General features: G+C 68.4%; 10 protein-coding genes. 2 read left to right on the top strand and 8 right to left on the bottom strand.

The window, feature by feature from the left end; all coding sequences use genetic code 11:
* A partial coding sequence (locus tag SSP08S_RS32380) for a glycoside hydrolase family 48 protein (protein WP_019071818.1) occupies positions 1–2181 on the bottom strand: 2181 nt, incomplete at its 3' end.
* A 756-nt stretch (positions 2182–2937) separates the two neighbouring features.
* Between SSP08S_RS32380 and SSP08S_RS32385 the strand changes: the two genes are divergently transcribed.
* A complete protein-coding gene (locus SSP08S_RS32385; RefSeq protein WP_019071819.1) occupies positions 2938–4689 on the top strand; it encodes a glycoside hydrolase family 6 protein in 1752 nt (583 codons plus the stop codon).
* 106 nt (positions 4690–4795) lie between these two features.
* On the opposite strand, the gene SSP08S_RS32390 is transcribed toward SSP08S_RS32385, so the two are convergent.
* Together SSP08S_RS32390 and SSP08S_RS32395 are read right to left on the bottom strand one after the other, a co-directional pair.
* Positions 4796–6820, bottom strand: a complete 2025-nt coding sequence (locus SSP08S_RS32390) for a glycoside hydrolase (RefSeq protein WP_019071820.1) — start codon at positions 6818–6820, stop codon at positions 4796–4798.
* 826 nt (positions 6821–7646) lie between these two features.
* The gene (locus tag SSP08S_RS32395; protein ID WP_019071821.1) at positions 7647–8549 is read right to left on the bottom strand and encodes a helix-turn-helix domain-containing protein; all 903 of its coding nucleotides are present in this window, start codon (positions 8547–8549) and stop codon (positions 7647–7649) included.
* Positions 8550–8762: 213 nt separating this feature from the next.
* On the opposite strand from SSP08S_RS32395, the gene SSP08S_RS32400 reads away from it, so the two are divergent.
* Positions 8763–9407, top strand: coding sequence for an NAD(P)-dependent oxidoreductase (locus SSP08S_RS32400; protein WP_019071822.1), 645 nt, complete (start codon positions 8763–8765; stop codon positions 9405–9407).
* Positions 9408–9435: 28 nt separating this feature from the next.
* Here SSP08S_RS32400 and SSP08S_RS32405 read toward each other — a convergent pair whose 3' ends face one another.
* From SSP08S_RS32405 to SSP08S_RS32425, 5 genes are all read right to left on the bottom strand, one after another.
* Positions 9436–12072 carry an alpha-L-rhamnosidase gene (locus SSP08S_RS32405; protein WP_019071823.1) on the bottom strand — a complete coding sequence of 879 codons (2637 nt, stop codon included), beginning with the start codon at positions 12070–12072 and terminating at the stop codon, positions 9436–9438.
* On the bottom strand, positions 12069–12965 hold the full coding sequence (locus SSP08S_RS32410) for a carbohydrate ABC transporter permease (RefSeq protein ID WP_019071824.1): 897 nt from the start codon (positions 12963–12965) through the stop codon (positions 12069–12071). The genes SSP08S_RS32405 and SSP08S_RS32410 overlap by 4 nt, the downstream gene beginning before the upstream one ends.
* Positions 12966–12971: 6 nt before the next feature.
* The gene (locus tag SSP08S_RS32415; RefSeq protein ID WP_019071825.1) at positions 12972–13856 is read right to left on the bottom strand and encodes a carbohydrate ABC transporter permease; all 885 of its coding nucleotides are present in this window, start codon (positions 13854–13856) and stop codon (positions 12972–12974) included.
* A gap of 53 nt (positions 13857–13909) precedes the next feature.
* On the bottom strand, positions 13910–15208 hold the full coding sequence (locus SSP08S_RS32420; protein ID WP_019071826.1) for an ABC transporter substrate-binding protein: 1299 nt from the start codon (positions 15206–15208) through the stop codon (positions 13910–13912).
* A 189-nt stretch (positions 15209–15397) separates the two neighbouring features.
* On the bottom strand, positions 15398–16396 hold the full coding sequence (locus SSP08S_RS32425; RefSeq protein WP_019071827.1) for a LacI family DNA-binding transcriptional regulator: 999 nt from the start codon (positions 16394–16396) through the stop codon (positions 15398–15400).
* Positions 16397–16987 lie beyond the last annotated feature (591 nt).

Genomic DNA, 16987 nt, shown 5'->3' on the forward strand with positions numbered 1-16987 from the left:
GCGGCCCGCCCAGCTGTTGGTCGAGCCGCCGGCGATGGCGCCCTCGTCCGACTGGAGCCAGCGGTAGAACTCCAGTTGGCGCTGGAGCGACTTGCCCCAGTCGGTCGCGCCGGTCGACGACTTGGGCTTCAGGTCGGCGTCGGCGCTGAGCGCGTACGCGGCGAGCGGGTTCTGGTAGCCGCTGTGGGCGTAGCTCGACCCGATCCGCCAGGCCCAACCACCGCTCGTGTCGTTGGAGCCGCCCCAGGCGTAGTACCAGGAGAGCAGGTAGTGCGAGGAGTCCTTGCCGGTGCCGGCCGGGCAGGTGGCCGGGCCGACACAGTTGCCGATTTTCTTGAAGTACTTGTCGTACATGGCGTAGCGCAGGTAGTCGCCCATCTTCGCGGCCTTGCCGACGGTCGTGGAGACATCGCTGCCCTTGCCCTGCTGCTTCGCCCAGGTGTCGGCCCAGTACGCGGCCTGGACGGCGCGCGCGTCGGCGTCCGGGGCGGTGGTGTACTTCCACTGCTTGGCGTACGACTTGTCCCCGGTAAAGAGGTCCAAGTACCCGTTGGTTCCGCCGTACTTGAAGGCGTCGCAGGTCGGCTGCGGCACCGTCTCCCACACCGATTCCTGCGGGCCGCGCTGGAAGGTGTTGAGGTAGGACGGTCCGGTCTCCGCCGGGCCGGCCTCGCACTTGCCGCCCGGGGTGTTGCCGAACCCGTAGGTGTTGTCGACGTCCTGGATCCAGTGCATGCCGTAGACGTCGTCGGTGTTGTAGGCCGACTTCAGTTCACCGGCCAGCGGGTCCGAGCCGACGGGCACGGAGGAGTCGAGCGCGGTCGGGTACTGGTCCGGCGTGTCCTCCTCGGGCGCGTAGGTGGCCGGCTTGGAGGCGTTGTAGAAGGAGTTGGTGGGCTGGTCGGCGTGGGTGGGGATCATGTACTTCTCCATGATGTCCCAGGCGCCGTTGAACTTGGTCCAGTCACCGGTGACCTTGCCGTACATGGCCTGGAGCCACAGGAGGTAGCTGTACGCCTCCGACGTGGTCTCGTGGCCCTGGTCCGGGGCCTCGACGATCAAGGTCTCCACCGAGTGGTAGGGGATGCCCTCGGGGGAGAAGTAGCCGTTGGCCGGGTTGGTGATCTTGCCGTACAGATCCAGGAAGCGGGCGTTGTACGTGCCCGTCGCCGCGATTTGGGTGACCGTCACCGTGGCCTTGGCGAGCCCTGTGGCCGTCGACTCGAAGGTCGCCGCCCCCGTGCCGGAGGAGTCCGCCGTGACGGTCACCTTCTGCGCGGTGCTCCAGTTCGAGGGCGTGAAGACGAGCGAGGTCCCGCCACTCACCGACAGGCCCGTGTTGCCGCCGGTCCGGGCGGTCGTCACGGTCACGTTGGCCGAGGGCTGGGTCGAGAGCTTCACCTCGTAGGTGCCCGTCTTGCCCTGCTGGACGGCGAGTTGAGTGGTCGAGGCGACCACGGCGGGACCCGCGGCGACGGTGATGCCGACCGGAGTGGATTCCGCGGACGCGCCCAGACTGTCGTACGCCTTCGCCAGCAGGGAGTGACTGCCCACGGTCAAACCAGAGGCCGAGTACGCGTAGGGCGCGCTCGTGTCGGTGGCGAGCAGCGTGGTGTCGTCGTAGAACTCCACCTTGCCGATCGTCGCGCCGTCCGCGGCCGCTGCCGTCGCCGCGAGCGGGACCGCGGTGCCCTGCGAGTAGACCGCGCCCGCCGAGGGACTGGTCAGCACGGTGATCGGCGGCTGGTGGGCACCGACACAACTGGTGCCGTTGACCGCGAAGTCGGTCGGCGCGCTGTTGGCGCCGCTGTAGCTGAACTGCGCTCCCGCCGAAACCGCGGCGCCCGGGGCGACGGTGCCGTTGTAGGGGGCGTTCTGCACGGTGATCGACCGACCGGACTGCGACCAGATGCCGTTCCAGCCGTTGCTGAGCTTCTGGTTGCCCGCGTAGCTGTACGTCAGGGTCCAGCCGTCGATGGCGGCCGTGCCGCGGTTGGTGAGGGTGAGGTCGGCGGTGAAGCCGGAACCCCAGTCATTGGTCTTGTAGTCGACGCTGCACTGCACGGTCGCCGCGTTCGCGGTGGTCGTGCCGGTGGCGAGCATCGTCAGGGGTAGGGCGAACGCGGCGGCGACGGCGGTCCAGAGCCGGCGTACGGCTCTTCGTTTGCGTCCGGGATCCATGTGCTGTTCCTCCTTGCGTCACGCGACTCACGGAGAGGTGCCAGGGACTGAATCCAGTGGGAGCGCTCCCATCGTGGGGATGAAGGCGGGCACGGTCAAGATGCCGGGCGTTCAAAGTTCGAACTGAGCCGATCCGGCGAAAAGTTTCGCAAGGACCCTATGAAACCTCGTCAGTTGACGCTAACTTCCTCCCCACCAGTGGGAGCGGTTCCATCAGTGACGCGTCCGTAGCGGCGCGCCAAGCTGTAAGGACTCGCTCATGCGACACCCCCCGCATTCGGTACTTTTAGTCAGCGACGCGCTCTCGCGCACTGTTGCACCAGGTGTGCATTCCGAGACAGCGCCGTCGACCGATCCGCGAGCGCCCCGTCGTACTTCGCGAGCGCCGCGCATTCTCCGCACCGTGCCGGTCACCAAGGCCGGGAACGAAACCCCGAACTGCGGTCGACGCTGCCGGTGTCCCGGTGGCCCGCCACGAGACGCAGGGCATGAAGTCCCGCCTCGAACCGTAGGGAACCCCAGTCGTCGGTCGGCGCCTGCGCGCACGACCGGGCGCCCCTGCTCCTGACCGGACGTCCCCTCCCAGTACGACGGAGGCCTCGAAACGCCGGCCGGACGGCGGTGTCTTCGAGGCGATGCCGGACGTACCAGCTCACCGATCACCGCAACGTCACGCGTGCCCCGGGCAGGGGTTCGCGCGATCGTTCGCGCGCTCTTCGTCCGCAAGTCCCCCACGAGAGAAGGAAGCACCCGCACATGAGTCACACCAGGACAACGCTGCTCGTCGCCGTGGCGCTGGTCGCCGGGACGACGGGGTCGGCGTTCCTCGTCGGCCAGGCCGGCGCCGCCATCTCGTCCATCCCCTGCACCGTCGACTACAAGGTGCAGAGTCAGTGGGACACCGGCTTCACCGCCGCCGTGACCATCACCAACAACGCGGCCGCCAAGTCGAGTTGGTCGGTGAAGTGGTCGTATGCCGGCAACCAGAAGGTCACGAACGCCTGGAACACGAAGCTCAGCCAGAGCGGTGCCGACGTCACCGCCGCCAATGAGAGCTACAACGGATCTCTCGCGAGCGGAGGTTCGGTCAGCTTCGGGTTCAACGGCTCCTACAGCGGCACCAACAGCGTGCCCGCCACGTTCACGCTCGACGGCGTCGCCTGCAACGTCGACAACGGTGGCGGCAGCGGCGGTGGTACCGGCGGCGGTACGGGTGGTGGCACCGGAGGCGGCGGTGGAGGTGGTGACACCGGCAGCCGTGCCGACAACCCCTACACCGGCGCCAAGGTGTACGTGAACCCCGAGTGGTCAGCGAAGGCGGCCGCCGAACCGGGCGGCAGCCGCATCGCCAACCAGCCCACTGCCGTCTGGCTGGACCGCATCGCCGCCATCAACGGTGTGAGCGGAGCCATGGGCCTGCGCGCTCACCTCGACGAGGCCCTGAGGCAGAAGGGCTCCGGCGATCTCGTCGTCCAGCTCGTCATCTACGACCTGCCCGGCCGCGACTGCGCCGCCCTGGCGTCCAACGGCGAACTGGGACCCAACGACCTCGACAAGTACAAGTCCCAGTACATCGACCCCATCGCGTCGATCCTGTCCGACGCCAAGTACGCGGGTCTGCGGATCGCCACCGTGATCGAGCCCGACTCGCTGCCCAACCTGGTCACCAACGCCGGCGGCACCGCCACGTCCACCGACGCCTGCGTGACCATGAAGTCCAACGGCAACTACGAGAAGGGCGTCGGCTACGCCCTGGACAAGCTGGGTGCCATCCCCAACGTCTACAACTACATCGACGCCGCCCACCACGGCTGGCTCGGCTGGGACAGCAATCTCGATCCCGCGGTGCAGGAGTTCCACAAGGTCGCGACGTCGAACGGCGCGAGCGTGAACGACGTGGCCGGCTTCATCGTCAACACCGCGAACTACAGCCCCACCAAGGAGCCGTACCTCAAGGTCACCGACACGGTGAACGGACAGACCGTACGGCAGTCGAAGTGGGTGGACTGGAACCAGTACGTGGACGAGCAGTCCTTCGCCCAGGCGCTGCGCGGCAAGCTCGTCGCGTCCGGATTCGACTCCGGACTCGGCATGCTGATCGACACATCACGCAACGGCTGGGGCGGCTCCGCCCGGCCCACCGGTCCCGGAGCGCAGACCACCGTGGACGGCTACGTCGACAGCAGCCGCGTCGACCGGCGGATCCACGCCGGCAACTGGTGCAACCAGAGCGGGGCAGGCATCGGGGAGCGGCCGACAGCGGCTCCGGCCGCCGGCATCGACGCCTACGTGTGGGTCAAGCCGCCGGGGGAGTCCGACGGCAACAGCGCGGCCGTCCCCAATGACGAGGGGAAGGGCTTCGACCGGATGTGCGACCCGACGTACGGCGGCAACGCGCGCAACGGCAACAATCCCACGGGCGCGCTGCCGAACTCGCCGCTGGCCGGACACTGGTTCTCCACCCAGTTCCAGCAGTTGATCCAGAACGCGTACCCGCCGTTGTCGTGACCTGCGGACGTGGTGTGTGACCGCCGGGATCCGTTCCTCGACAGGGTCGAGGAACGGATCCCGGCGGATCCCGCGCCTCGCGGGCGGCGGGATCGTCCGGGAGCGGTCAGCAGGCGGAGTTGGTCTGTGTCAGCAGGCCGAGCCGCCACGGCAGAGTGTCGTAGTCGCCGCTCGCGTTCGGGTCGTGGCCCTGGTAGAGGTACTGGAGCTTGCAGGCGGGGATGGTCAGCGTCTGGTCGTAGCCGGCGCGGATCATCTCACCGTGGCTGATGTCCTTCGTCCAGGCACCGGCCGGGAAGGCGACGTTGCCCGCCCGGGCGAACGGGTTGCTCTCGGAGGCGGCCAGTGCTGTCCACGAACCCGCGAGACCGCTGGAGGTCCAGGACCGGAAGTAGCGTCGTCCGTCCGAGCCGATGGCCTCGACAAGGAGGAGGTACTGGTTGCCGCCTTGCACCTTGTACACGTTGCTCGCCTCGAAGAGGGCGTACTTGTTGGCGTCCTGGGCGGCGATGACGGTGTTGGTGAAACCGTTGGGGAACTGCGAGACGGACGTCTGGGAGCGGTACAGGTGCCCGTTGTCGTCCGAGGAGAACAGATAGCAGTTGGCGCTGTCGCAGATCACCCACATGTCGACCCAGTACCCGTTGCCGATGTTCTGCGCGATGATCGGCGGCATCGAGGAGTAGAAGTTCCGCGGGGCGCTCCAGCCGTTGGGATTGCTGATGTCCGCGTTGGTCGAGTACGAGGCGTTCCCGGTCTGGTAGACGAGGTACCACAGGCGCTGCGGCGCGTAGTAGAACACCTGCGGAGCCGCGCGGTATCCCGTGCCGATGGCGCTGCGGTCGAGGTAGTAGTGCGTGGCGGAGCCCGCCTGGGACCAGTCGCTGAAGCTCAGGTAGACGAGGTTGTACCCGGAGGCGCTCGCCGTGCTGGCGAACACGTGGTACTTGCCGTTGTAGTAGACGACCGACGGGTCCTTGATGCCGGCGATGGTGTGCGTCGCGTCCGACTTCGGGGCGATCAGGGCGCTGCTGGAGCTCCAGGAGAAGGAGGACGGCAGTGCGGTCGCGGCCGAGGGGCTTGAGGGCGTGGCGCTGCGGGCCGTGGTGGCTGTGCCTCCCAGAGCCGACAACACCGCGTTGTACGCGGGCTTCTTGTTGCCGCCGTTGTCGAACAGCAGCGGGTTCTGGCCGGTACGCCAGGAGTCGCTGTCCCGGATGCCCCACACGGTGATGCCGGTGCAGCGGGCGACGTTCATGCATGCCTTGACGGTGTTCGTGTACGCGGCCGAGGGCGCCTGCGCGATGTCGAGTTCGGTGATCTGTACGTCCACGCCGAGCGCGGCGAAGTTCGACAGCGTGGTCTGGAGACTCGCGGGCGGTCCGCCGGTGCCGAAGTGGGCCTGGAAACCGACGCAGTCGATGGGAACGCCACGCGACTTGAAGTCGCGCACCATGCGGTAGACGCCCTGGGTCTTGGCGTCGCTCCAGTTCTCGATGTTGTAGTCGTTGTAGCAGAGCTTTGCCGCCGGGTCGGCCGCGCGGGCGGTCCGGAAGGCCTGTTCGATGAAACCGTCGCCGAGCACGTTCTGGAAGACCGAGCTGCGGTGCTGTCCGCTACTGCCGTCGGCGAACGCCTCGTTGACCACGTCCCAGGCGTAGATCTTGCCCTTGTAGTGGTTCATGACACCGGTGATGTGGTTGTTCATCACGGTCCGCAGGGTGTTCGCGTCGGTGATACCGCTGACCCAGCCGGGCAGTTGGGAGTGCCAGACGAGGGTGTGTCCGCGCAGGCGCTGCCCGTGGGCGGTCGCGTGGTTGACGATCTGGTCAGCGGGGCCGAAGTTGAACGAGCCGCGGGACGGTTCCGTCGTGTCCCACTTCATCTCGTTCTCGGGCGTGACCATGTTGAACTCGCGGTCCAGGATCGTCGCGTACGTCCCGTCGCCGAGCTTGCCGGCCGCGACGGCGGCCCCGAAGTACCGTCCGGACTGGGCGGCTTGGGCGCCCAGCGTGGTGGCGCGGACGGCGGTGGGCGCGGCGGTGGCATGGCCCGCCGCCACCAGTGTGGTGGCGGCCAGCAGGCCCAGGGCCGCGGTCTGGCGCAGGCCGAGTCTACGCAGAAGGTTCACGGTTCTCCTCGTACGGTCGGGTGCGGGTGCGGGTGCGGGTGCGGGTGCGGGTGCGGTGTGTGACGTGGTGCGCACGCCGGGGCGGGACGTCTCACGGGGATGTCGGCGTTGGCGCACTGGCAGGCAGGCCCCCGGGACGTGCGCGCTCGCGGCGCGGAAGCCGTGCCGGTGGGCGCGCGTGCGCAGCAGGTACGGACGAGTTGAACGTCCTGGTTTCGGGCGGGAGGGGTACGTGACTGCCGGCGGGTACGGGGAGAACGGCTGTGACGGACTGTCTGAAGGTCGTTCCCTGTGTCCTGCGGCATCCAGAGGTTGATCGAGTCATGACAAGCACCTCGTTCTGACTGGTGCACTGTGATCGGGTGTGGACCGACGTGCTGCCTTACGGGCTCGCGCGGTGTGCGTGACTCCACCGACTGGCGCTATTCGTCATGTCGAACGCTCATCGGCGGTTCGGACGCTGTGGATAGTAGATGGCCCGTGAGGGGCGTCAATACCTCTCGCATCATTCGGCCCGGATATAGAAAGTTTTCGAAGACGCAGTGCGGCCGCCCGGAGACTCGCCAACGCTTCAGGTGACGGGTGGTTGGCTTCTTCGCGCAGGTTGTTCGGCAGGGAGGCCGGGTCAGCGCGATGCTTCGAGGCCGGGACTCGGGTCGGCGAACCACCTGGAAAGCCGCCGTGTGAAGGCGCGCCGTCGAGAGGTCGGCTATCTGGCGTCTCGAAACAATCGCTCAGCAGTCCGACTGAACGGACCGTGGTTGTGAGGGCCAGGCGGTCAGGGTTCGCGACCGCAGTGAAGGTGCACAGGGCCGGCAGCTCGGGCTCACCGCGGGCCTTGGTGGGTACGGCGGAAGTCGCCGGGGGTGGTGCCCGTGTGGCGGACGAAGAACTTTCCGAAGTTGGTGGGTTCGGAGAAGCCCAGTCGGCGGGCGATCCTCGCGACCGGTTCGTCGGTGTGGGAGAGCAGGCGTTGCGCCTCCAGGGCGACACGGGCGTCGATGACCTGTTTGACGGGCTGACCGGTCGCGGCCAGGCAGACGCGGGTGAGGGTCTTGACGCTGTATCCGAGGCGTCGGGCGTAGTCGTCGGCCTTGTGGGTGTCGGCGTAGGAGCGCTCCAGTTCGGAGCGGAATCGGGCGTAGAGCTCTCCGCCCGCCTGCGGGCCTCCCCGCTCGCCGTGGCGCGGCAGCCGGTCGATCTGCAACAGCAGTGTGGCGAGCTGGAGTTGGAGGATCTCGTGCGACACCGTGCCGTCGGGGCGGGTGAACTCGGCGCGGATCTGTCCCATCAGGGCGGACAGGACGGCGTAGTCCCGGCCGGTGGCCAGTTGCCGGCAGGTGGGTCCGGACCACTCGTCGAGCAGACGGTCTGCGCTCGTCACGTGCGGTGGGAATGCGGGCGTGAACAGGAGATGCGTGCCGTTCATGAGGCCGCGGTGGCCGAAGCGCTGGACCTGGCCCGGGCGGATCCACAGCAGGGTGCCGGGGCGGCAGGGGTAGGTGACGAAGTCGACCGTGTGCTCGCCGCTGCCCTCGGTGATCAGTGTGAGGGTGTGGAAAGCGACCCGGTGCACGCGCTCCAGGCCGCCGTCAGGCATTCGGTCGTGCAGGGAGGCAAGGTCGGTGATCTCCATGCCGGGGACGGGAGCCGTCGGCGGATTGAAACCGAACCCCGGGATCGGGTCAGCGTTCGTACGGTCCGGGACGGCAGCGTGCGCGGTCGGCATACCGATCTCACTCATGTCCGTTTTCGACCACAGGAGGTCCCCAGCTTATCTCGCCGGCCAAGGGGTGCGGGGGAGAGAGTGGAGACGAGCGCGGGCGGTGAAGAGTCGCCGTCCGACCATGGAAGCCGCCGTTGGACCGCATGATCGTCACCGGCCCCGCGCCTCCGCCCGTTCCTGAGCAAGACACGTTTGAGCAACCGGAAGAAGAACCCCATGAGCAGGATCGTCGTGTTCGGAGCGGCCGGAAAGGCCGGCTCCCGGGTCGTGGCCGAGGCCGCCGCACGCGGTCACGAGGTCACCGCCGTCGCCCGGGATCTCTCCCGCGTCGGCCAACTCCCCACCGGTGTAAGGGCGGTGACCGGTGACGTGACCGACCCTGATTCCGTCGCCGGCCTCGCCGCGGACGCGGACGTGCTGGTGCTGACCGTGGGCGGACCGGAGGCCGGGCTGTACACCGGCGCCGTGGCCACGGTCGCCGCCGCGGTACGGGACCTGGGTGCCAAAGGACCGCGTGTCGTGCACATGGGTGGCGGCGCCAGCCTGCTCAACGAGGACGGCGTGCGCTTCTTCGACGCCCCCGGATTTCCGGAGGAGTACAGGCCGTATGCCGTCGGCCAGATCCAGGCCCTCGACGCCTATCTCCGCCTCGGCGACGAGGTGACCTGGACCTACCTCTCCCCGCCGCCGGTCCACTTCGCGCCCGGCGAGCGCACCGGCCGCTACCGCGCCGATCTCGACCACCCCGTCGTCGGGGACGACGGCCAGGCTCGCATCTCCTACGAGGACTACGCCGTCGCCCTCGTCGACGAGATCGAGAATCCCAGGTATCTCAACCGGCGTTTCACTGTCGGCAACTGAGCCGGGGCGGTCGGACCCGCCGGCGGATTCAGCCGCCCGGCGGTGTGAGGGATACCGGCCGTTCCGTCGGACCGTGCGGTCGCCATGTCGTGGTCGTGGTTCCGGTGTCCAGGTTGGTGACGTCTCCGTCCGGCCATTCGATCAGTGCCGTCGCCCCGGTGGGAACCGTCGTGTGCACCGTGATGCCCGAGGCGTGCTGCTCCCAGCGGATGGCCACGCGGCCGTACGGGGACTCGTGGACGGCGACGGCCCAGGTGATGCCGCCACCCGGTCTGGGGCGGAAGACGATGTCGCGGTAGCCGGGTGATGCGGTGGTCAGGCCGGCGACGGTGGTGTGCAGCCACTGGGCGATCGTGCCGAGGGCGTAGTGGTTGAAGGAGGTCATCTCGCCCGGGTTGACGGTGCCGTCGGGGAGCATGCTGTCCCAGCGTTCCCAGACGGTGGTGGCGTCGTGCTTCAGCGCGTACAGCCAGGAAGGGCAGTCCTGCTGGAGGAGGAGCGTGTAGGCGGTGTCGAGATGGTGGGTGCGGCTGAGCGCCGGCGTCACGAGCGGTGTGCCGATGAAGCCGGTCTGGATGGTGTGGCCGCCTGCGGCAACCAGTTCGGCCAGGCGGTCTCCCGCCGTCCTCCGGGCAGCCGCGTCGGGGAGCAGGTCGAACTGGAGGGCTACGGCATAGGCGGTCTGGGTGTCGCTGGTCATCAGCCCGGAAGGCAGCACATAGGAGTCGACGAAGGCCTGGCGTACCCGATGCGCGAGCTCCTCGTAGCGGTGACGGTCCTCGTCGAACCCCAGGACGCCCGCGATCCACGCCGTGTGCCGCGCGGACCAGGCGTAGTAGGCGGTCGCGATGAGGTGGCGGTCGGTGCGGCCGGCGCCCGGGTCCTCCGGAGGCGCCGACGGGTCGAGCCAGTCGCCGAGCTGGTAGTCGTCGTTCCACAGCCCCGACGGGTCCGCGCGTTCGGTGACGAGGTCGACCCAGCGGCGTGCGCTGTCGTACTGGGCGGCCAGCAGTCCGGTGTCGCCCGAGTCCTGGTACAGCGCCCACGGGGTCAACGCCACGACGTCGCCCCAGCCGGCGCCGGGCCTGGCCGGTGTCCACTGCGGGCCACCCGGGATCGCGGGTACGTACCAGGGGACGGTGCCGTCGTCGTGCTGCTCGACGGCGACGTCGCGCAGCCAGGACGTGAGCATGCCGTGGCAGTCGTACAGGAAGGCGGCGGTGGGCGCGAAGACCTGGATGTCGCCGGTCCAGCCGAGGCGCTCGTCGCGCTGCGGGCAGTCGGTGGGCAGGTCGACGAAGTTGCCGCGCAGGCTCCACACCACGTTCTCGTGGAGCCGGTTCACCTGCTCGTTGGAACACTCGAACCAGCCGGTCCTCGCCATGTCGGTGTGATGGACGCGGGCGGTGATGTCACGCAGGGGGTCGCCGCCGCGCCAGCCGGTGATCTCCGCGTAGCGGAAGCCGTGGATCGTGAAGCGCGGTTCCCATGTCTCCCGGTCCCCGCCCCGGAGGACGTACCGGTCGGTCGAGACGGCCCCGCGCAGGGGGCGGACGCACAGCTCTCCGTCCTGGAGCACTTCGGCGTGGCGGATGACGACCGTGTGTCCGGTCGGCCCGGTCACGCTGATACGGAGCCTGCCGACGAGGTTCTGTCCGAAGTCCACCAGGAGACGGTCGGCGTCGAGGGCGGTCACCCTGGCCGGGGCGATCTCCTCCGTGCAGCGCACCGGTGGCCCGGTGGGGGCGACCAGCGTCGCCGCGTCCCGGGGCACGATGTCGACCGGCGACCAGTCGCTGTCACCGAAACCGGGTGTGGACCACCGTGGCTGTTCGTCCCGGGCGTCGTAGGTCTCGCCGTCGAGCAGGCCGCTGGACACGATCGGGCCGTGCGCCGCTCGCCACGAGGCGTCGGTGGTGACGGTGGTGCGGGTTCCGTCGCGGTGGACGATCTCCAACTGGGCGAGGAGGGCGAGCCGGTCGCCGTACAGGTTGGAGTGGCCGCCGTTGAAGCCCAGCCTTCCGCGGTACCAGCCGTCGGCAAGCCAGGCGCCGATGGTGTTGTCGCCGCTGCGCAGGTGGTGCGTGACGTCGTGGGTCTGGTAGCGCAGCCGGTGGTCGTAGCTGGTCCAGCCGGGCGCGAGTGAGTGGTCGCCAACCTGTAGGCCGTTGATCTCGATCTCGTACAGCCCGTGGGCCGTGACGTACAGGCGCGCACGTTCCACATCCGCGGCGGCCTCGAAGTCCTTGCGCAGCAGCGGTGGCCGCCGCTCGCCGTCGAGGCGCTCCAGCGACTGGCGCCGCGGCGAGATCGCGTGCGCGGTCCAGTCGGCCGGCTCCAGCAGACCCGTCTCCAGGCGCAGCGCCGGGCTCCAGTCACCGGAGGTGCCGTCGGTCCCTCGGGCCCGGACCCGTATCTCGGCGCGCTCCCGTGACGCCAGTGGCTGGTCGGGCCAGTCGACGAGGACGGATGCGTCGGAGGCCACCCAAGGGGTGCGGTGGGTGCCGTCGGCGCGGTGGATCTCGACCTGGTAGGCCCCCTGAGTCCAGCTGGCCGGGGCGGTGGTCTTCCAGGAGATCCGGGGGCGGGACTCACCGATGCCGAACGGCTCCCGGTGATGTTCCGCGGTGGGCGTGGCGACCAGTGGCAGCCGCTCGTGGGTCATCCCTTCACCGCCCCGGCGGTCAGGCCCTTGATGATGCGCTGGTTGATGAGGAGGTAGAGGAACAGCGCTCCGATCACGTTGATGCTGATCGCCGCGAACAGCGGCCCGTAGGCCGTCTCGCCGTACTGGCCGGTGAAGTTGAGCAGGCCCACCTGGATGGTGCGCAGGTCGTCGTCGGTGGTGAAGGTGAGGGAGATGAGCAGGTCGTTCCAGATGAAGAAGAACTGCACGAGCCCCACCGTGAAGACCGCGTTGCGGACCATGGGGAAGGCGATCTTCCAGAAGGCTTTGAGGACGCTCGCTCCGTCGAGGGTGGCGGCTTCGAACACCTCGCGCGGGATCGAGCGGAAGTAGGTGGCCATCATGAAGACGGTCAGCGGGAGACCGGCCGCGGTGTAGGTGATGATCAGCGGCGCCAGTGTCCCGGACAGGCCGGTCTGGAAGTAGATCCGGAACAGCGGCAGCAGGATCATCTGGCTCGGCACCATGATGCCGAGGAGGAAGGCGAGCAGGACCTGGTGGCGCCCGCGCCAGACCATCACCTCCAGGGCGAAGCCGGCGGCGACGCCGAGCAGGACGATCAGGGCGAGCGAGGGCACGGTGGCCATGAGGCTGTTGCGGATGTACAGGGCGACGTGCCCGGTCGTCCAGGCCTCGGTGTAGTTGGCAAGGCCCCAGCTCTTCGGCAGCGACCAGGCGGGGTCGTCGACGAACTCGGACTGGGTCTTGAAGGAGCTCAGCAGCAGCCACAGCAGCGGCGTCACCTCGATCACGAGCAGCAGGGCGACGAGTGCGTTGCGCACCAGGCGTCGGGCGTGCCGGCGTCGGGGGAGGGCGGCCGTCGGCGGGCGGGTGGGGCGTACCCGCGGCGGTGCCGCCAGGGTGTCGGTCATGGGGGTTCAGCCCTTGGTCGGGTCGCGTCGCGAGAAGCGGAAGATGATGAGGGAGACGCCCAGGCAGACGACGGTGAGCAGGGAGGCGATGGTGCTGCCGTAGCCGTAGTCGCCGTAGGAGAACGCGGTGCGGAACATGTACAGCGTCAGGGGGGTCGTGTCGCTGCCGGGGCCGCCGTTGGTCAGGGCCAGGACCGAGTCGAAGACCTTGAGGGTGCCGTTGATGCTGAACACGGCCGACGCCAGGACCACCGGCCAGGACAGTGGCAGGACGACGTGCCGGATCAGCCGCCATCCCGTGGCGCCGTCCATCCGCGCCGACTCGATGGTCTCCTCGGGGATGTCGAGCAGTCCCGCGTAGATGAGCACCCCGTAGAAGCCCATGGAGCGCCACACGTCCATCACGACCAGAACGAGGAAGGATCCGCCGCCGCTCGCGAACCAGTCCCCGTGGTGGATGCCCAGCGCTTCGACGGCGGTGTTGGCCAGGCCGTTCTGCGGTGCTACGGCGAAGAGCTTCTGGAACATCAGGGCCACGGCGACCGTGGGAAGGATCACCGGGAAGAACACCAGGGTGCGGATGAGCGCGGAGGACTTGCGCAGGACGAACACGTAGAGCAGGGCGAGCAGGTAGCCGCAGAGCACCTGCCCGACGCTGACGACGACCCCGTACTTGAAGGTGAACCACAGCGCCGAGTGCGCCTGTTGGTCGTGCCACAGCTTCTCGAAGTTGCCGAACCCGTCGAAGGTGAAGCCTTCGATGACGTTCCCTTTGAAGAAGGTGTACCCGAGGGACCAGCCCATGGGGACCAGCATCACCAGGGTGTACACGAGCAGTGCCGGTCCCAGCAGGATGAGGAGGGCGCGGCGGTCTCCCAGAACTGAACGCATGACGGCTCTTTCACGAAGGGTTCGAAAGCGGTTCGGGGGTGGCGGCGGACGCGTCAGCCGTTGTCCAGGTCCGCCTGGACCTTCTTCATGAAGTCCTTCGCGGAGAGGGACCCGGTGACCAGTGGCGCGGCGTTCGTCTGGCTGGTCTCGGTCGCCTTCGTGTTGAACAGCGCCTCGAACCACAGGATGCTCGTCGTGGTCTTGGAGATGGTGTCCTGCACCTGCCGGGTGAGCGGCGGCAGTGTGCCGGTGTCGCCGTTGGGCTTGAACCCGGAGACCGTGCCCTGGTCCTTCAGCGAGCCGGCGCCGTAGTTCTTGGCGGTGCAGGAGAGCCAGTCGCCGACCTTGGAGTCGTACGCCTTCGCGGACACGGCGACGGGGAGGCCGACGTTGGCCGGGATCTGGTCCGCGGAGCCCTTGCCGCCGGAGACGGTCGGGAACGGCATGAAGCCGATGCCGGACGCGCCGACCTTGTTCTTGGCCTTGTCGTTGAAGTCGCCCAGCTCCCAACTGCCCATGTAGAACATGGCGGCCTTGCCGGTGAGGAACTGCTGCACGCCGGTGTCGTAGTCGATCGATCCGACGCCCTTGCCGAAGTAGCCCGCCTTGCCGAGGTCGGCGACGGCCTGCGCGGCCTTCACGTACGCGGGGTCGGTCAGCTTCGCCTTGCCGTCCGCGACCGCCTGGAGGGCGTCCGGCCCCAGTTCCCGGTAGAGGTAGCCGCTGATGAGGCGGGTGATCGGCCACCCTTCCTTTCCGGCAGCGGAGAAGGGGGTGACTCCCGCGCTCTTCAACTTCGCCGCGGCCGCGACCAGTTCGTCGTAGGTCGTCGGGACGGCTATGTGGTGGTCGGCGAGGAGCTTCTTGTTGTACCAGATGCCCTCGATGTTGAACTGATAGGGCATCACATTGAACTTGCCGTACAGGTTCCGCACCGTCGTGACCGCGGCCGGCTCGATGTCGTCCCACACCCCGAGGTCCTTGAGGGTCTTTTCGAGGTCGAGGACCTGCCCGGCCCTGTCCAGCGTCTTCGTGAGCGCCGGGGTGCCGCCCGCGGCGAACTGGACGGGCAGCGCGTTCTGTCCGGCGAGCAACTGCACCTTCTGGTCGACGTTGCTGATCGGCAGTGTCTGGATCTTCAGCGGCAGTGCGGTGTTCTGCGCCTTGCACGCGCCGGTGCTCAGGGTCTTGAGCTCCTGCTGAACGATGTGGTTGTCGTCGTTGATGGTGAGGGAGTACTCCTTGGCGCCGCCGCTCGACGCGTCCGTACCGCCGCAGCCGCTCAACAGAAGGCCGAGAGCGCTGGTTGCCGCCAGGACGGCGGGGCTGCGGTGCTTGAGGGTGTGGTGCACGGGGTTGCTCCTCGCGGTGCACAGCGCATTGAAGCGCTTCAATGTTGCCCGGAACCTACGACCCGCTGCGCGGCCGTGTCAAGGATGATTCGCCGGCATTTCCGAACCGCGATGCGCGCACTGCCGGAGGGAACGGGCATGCCGGAGGGCCGAGTCCTGGAGGGTCGGCGAGAGAAAGGGACCGTCCGCTCAGCGCGGCGCGCTGGCGCGGACGACCAGTTCGGGTTCGAGCACGACGGTGGCGTGCCGGTGCTGTGCGCCCGAGGCCACCTCGTCCATCAGCAGCCGCATGGCTTCCTGCCCCATGGCCCGCCCCGGCAGATCCACCGCGGTCAGGGGCACGGCCGCGGAACCGGCCGTCCGGTTGTTCTCGCACCCGACGACGGCGACCTGTTCGGGTACGCCGATCCCCGCCACCGCGTGCAGTTCGTGGATGATGCCGTTGGCCAGTTCGTCGGTGACGACGACAAGGCCGTCCGGCAAATCGCGGGGCCTCCGCCCGGCGAGAGCCTTGCCGACCAGATGTCCGTCCGCCGTGGTCAGGCCGACGCTGTCGATCTCCTCCAGCGTCACATGGGCGCCGGCCTCCTCGACCGCGGCGCGCACACCGCGGCGCCGGTCGCGCACCGGCTGGTAGTCGTCGTGCGCGACCACGTACGCCAGCCTGGTGCGTCCGGTGTCGATGAGGTGGCGTGCCGCGAGATATCCCACGTGCTCGTTGTTGACCAGCACCGAACAGCATGTGCCCGGTTTCGGCGCGTAGTTGAGGAGCACGATCTGGCGTCCGTGCGAGCGCATCCGGGCGATGCCGTCGGTCGAGTCCTCCATGGGGGCCAGGAGCACCCCGGTCACCCGGGCCTCGTCGAAGACGTCGAGGTAGTCGTTCTGGAGTCCCATGTCGCACGTCGTGTTCGCGAGCAGCAGGTTGAGCCCGGCCGTGCGGGCCGCCTCCTGCGCGCCGTGCGCCATGTCGATGAACAGCGAGTTCTCGATGTCCGCGAGCACCATACCGACGCTGTCGTTCGACCCGGATGCCAGCGAACGGGCGGCGTCGTTGCGTACGAAACCCAGTCGGGTGATGGCTTCGCGTACTCGCTGCGCCGTCAGGGGACTGACCTTCGCCGGATGGTTCAGGACGTTGGAGACCGTGCCGAGCGAGACGCCCGCCGCCTTCGCGACGTCCTGCATGCTCGGGCCGGCATGTCCGTTCGCCCGTGGACCTGCGGCTGCCACGACGCTCCTCGGCTTCCGGTCTTGATCGGCCCGGGCACGACGTGGACGGGGCCCGGCCGGTGGGAACAGACGCAGAATACACGCTCGCGTTAAAGCGCTCCAACGTATCGGGCGATCCACACCCCGGCTCCCCGCGGACTCCGACACGAATGCCGAGGTCATGGCGCGTCAACGCGCTTCCCCCGCGAGCCGCCGCGCTTCGCCGACTGTCCGCCTGACGGCCTGGCTCCAGGACCAGTGTCCCGCTGCGGAACGGCTGCTGCCTGCGGATGAGTGCGTGAACCCTTGACGCGCCGCCCGGGGAATGCCAACCTCGCACCGCTGAAATAATTGAAGCGCATCAATCCGACGTGGGTTCTCGAATTCGGCCCTGGCGGCGATGCGCTGGAAAGCCGCACGGGCCCTGCCCGCCTGATCAGGGCTCCACTCCGCGCGGGAGCCCTGAACTGCTCCCGCGCACACAGTCGCCCCAACTCACCCTCTTTCTCTCGCCGTCGAGCCGGTCCCGGAGCCCCGACGGGGGCCTCGGCGTCCCTTCCCGGAACC

Origin of the sequence: Streptomyces hokutonensis (genome assembly GCF_000376565.1) — a bacterium.
GTDB classification, from domain to species: domain Bacteria; phylum Actinomycetota; class Actinomycetes; order Streptomycetales; family Streptomycetaceae; genus Streptomyces; species Streptomyces hokutonensis.

What these genes read in the sequence shown, in the direction of transcription:
- SSP08S_RS32410 (WP_019071824.1), bottom strand. Translation starts at nt 12,965, where the DNA reads ATGACCGACACCCTGGCGGCACCGCCGCGGGTACGCCCCACCCGCCCG.
- SSP08S_RS32400 (WP_019071822.1), top strand. Translation starts at nt 8,763, where the DNA reads ATGAGCAGGATCGTCGTGTTCGGAGCGGCCGGAAAGGCCGGCTCCCGG.
- SSP08S_RS32425 (WP_019071827.1), bottom strand. Translation starts at nt 16,396, where the DNA reads ATGCAGGACGTCGCGAAGGCGGCGGGCGTCTCGCTCGGCACGGTCTCC.
- SSP08S_RS32415 (WP_019071825.1), bottom strand. Translation starts at nt 13,856, where the DNA reads ATGCGTTCAGTTCTGGGAGACCGCCGCGCCCTCCTCATCCTGCTGGGA.
- SSP08S_RS32405 (WP_019071823.1), bottom strand. Translation starts at nt 12,072, where the DNA reads ATGACCCACGAGCGGCTGCCACTGGTCGCCACGCCCACCGCGGAACAT.
- SSP08S_RS32395 (WP_019071821.1), bottom strand. Translation starts at nt 8,549, where the DNA reads ATGCCGACCGCGCACGCTGCCGTCCCGGACCGTACGAACGCTGACCCG.
- SSP08S_RS32385 (WP_019071819.1), top strand. Translation starts at nt 2,938, where the DNA reads ATGAGTCACACCAGGACAACGCTGCTCGTCGCCGTGGCGCTGGTCGCC.